Raw genomic sequence first — 2,344 nt, forward strand, 5'->3', positions numbered from 1 at the left:
CATCGATCGTCTTGATCTGATGGAATTTTTGAGCCAAAAATTGGCGAATTGCATTGAGTTCCTCGATTGTGGCTCGATCAATTATATTATCCACTAGCTGTCCAATCTCACCTTTGACTCGTTCTACTTCAGAATTCTGCGGCGTACTAGGCTCTTTGTACTTCGTCTTGACTAGATCGACCAAACTACGGGTTTCTCGCAAGGACAAGTTACCATCGATTACTTTCTGAATTGCCTTCTTCCGCTCTTTATGAGCGATCGAGTCATCCGCATTGAGATTTTTGGCAGAAATTCCGGTAAGTGCCAGGGCGACATTACTATTAATCCCATGCTTATGGATCGCCGCAGTCAAGTCCGCTGGCAGTGACAACATCGAGAAGAGATTGCTACGAACGCTACTGGGTTTGAGTCCTTCTTTGAGCAGAAAGGAAATAACCGCACGTTCTTCGATATCGGTGATGCCGAGCGTTTCCAGTCCCTGCATCTGATCGAGGGTATTCGCATTGGCTAATTGATTGAGTTCGCTAATTTGATTCTGACGACTCAACCGCACAACTACCCGCGCGAGGATTTTGAGAACTCGCTCGGATTTTAATCCAGTAGCCGTAGAGATCGCCTTCATTAATGTCTCTGCAAAATCTAGAGGGTGCAAATCTTCATGATGGGTAAAAGTGGTCAATGCGGATAAAATCGGGTCGCGGGGAGCGGCAACGATCGTCGCTTTAATCGTCGTCCGACCCAAATATTTGACCCCATGCCACCGCCGTTTGCCATCTTCAATGAGATATTTAGGAAAGCCAGTCGGATTGGGGAAAATCGAAATCGCGATGTCTTGTCCATTCCGTTCGATATGATTGGCGATCGATTGAATGCTCTCGGTACTGAGAATATTACGTGGGTTTTGACCTGGAGAAATATCGTCAACAGAAATTTCAACCACGGTTGAGCCGTCGGTGGCACCCACACTTTGAGTTTTTAACTCTTCTACTTGAGCCTCTAATTCGACAATCTTTTCTTGCTGATTAACGTTAATAGCTCTACCCAATTTACTCGCCATCGATGGTAGCTTGCCACGTTGTTTGGTTGTTGAATTAGTCATTAATTACTGCTTGCTTTTACTAATTGGATGATGTCGTTGGTAAGTTCGGTGAAATCGCCATTAGCTGGATGTCCGGGACGATACTTTCTCAGGGGCAATCCAAAGGCACAAGCATTTTTAAACTCCGTACTCAACCGGATCGTGGGATATGCTTTCGTCCCTAACATCTGGGCAATTTCTGGTAGTTCCTCGGCATACTGACGATGGATGGCTAAATCCTTGTTGTAAAGGCTGGGTACTATCCCCATAATTGGCGGGCGCGGTTTTAATTTGAGAGCCTTACTTAAATCGATGACTTTCTCAACGAGATCGTTTAGCCCTGCAACTGCCTTAGCTTCTAATTGCAGGGGGATAAGTAAGTGAGTTGCCGCTGCGATCGCATTTTCACACAGGGTACCAAAGGTCGCCGGACAATCGAACAGCACGACTTGATGGGGCAGCGGATAGTCATCTAATCGATCGGCTAAAATATATTCGCCCCGCTTTCTAGTGACGATCTCTTGAGCTGTTTTAGAGAGTTGAGGGTGCGACTGACACAGCGCGATATTGTCAATTTCCCAAGGTTGGGTCAAATTCCAATTGCTAAAGTTTTCGCTCAATAAGCCCACAGTACTTTGTTCTGGGGAAACTTCTGGCACACCGCAGAAGGTATCGAGAGAGCGTTGGGGGTCGAGATCGATCGCGGCGACCGATACTTGGTGCTGACTGAGGATATAAGCAAGATTGCTCACTAGAGTAGTTTTGCCTACCCCACCAGCATTAGCTAGGACAGCAATCCTAATTTGAGACATAAAATCGGTTAGATGCTAAAAAGCGATTGAGTGTTACCTAACGTTAGGTAACATTCGCGGTTAACAAATTATATATCACAGATGTTGGGCTTGTTGACGTTTAATTTTTCGATTGTTATGCACGACTTGGCAAATTACCAAGAAAGAAAAATCTAATTGAGCTATTCTCGTGACGAGTCTAGTTATCTAGCCATAACTTAGGGTTGCTGGAAAACTTGATATTCATTGATATTCCAGGAACTTTATTTTCTCTGGTCGTAACTTGCCAAGTGCTGTATTCTGGCAAGTCTAGCGATTAGTCATCGATATTATAAGGCTGCCTGGTACTTGAGTAGCTTATTGACATCTGACATTAGTACAAATGTTTGAGATAATAGTTATTAAACCAAATATCTGAAGGAATGCTTTTTGTGAGCCAATTCCCATGTGCAGAAAATCGACATGGATTACGCTT

The 2,344-nt window shown here is 44.4% G+C and carries 2 protein-coding genes; both read right to left on the minus strand.

Annotated features, from left to right (window positions below):
- A partial coding sequence (locus RMO55_RS08760) for a ParB N-terminal domain-containing protein (protein ID WP_310425853.1) occupies window positions 1-1,099 on the minus strand: 1,099 nt, incomplete at its 3' end.
- The gene (locus RMO55_RS08765) at window positions 1,099-1,890 is read right to left on the minus strand and encodes a ParA family protein (RefSeq protein ID WP_310425854.1); all 792 of its coding nucleotides are present in this window, start codon (window positions 1,888-1,890) and stop codon (window positions 1,099-1,101) included. The genes RMO55_RS08760 and RMO55_RS08765, both read right to left, overlap by 1 nt.
- Window positions 1,891-2,344: the final 454 nt, after the last annotated feature.

The sequence above is a fragment of the Chamaesiphon sp. VAR_48_metabat_135_sub genome (assembly GCF_031418915.1).
Classification (GTDB): domain Bacteria; phylum Cyanobacteriota; class Cyanobacteriia; order Cyanobacteriales; family Chamaesiphonaceae; genus Chamaesiphon.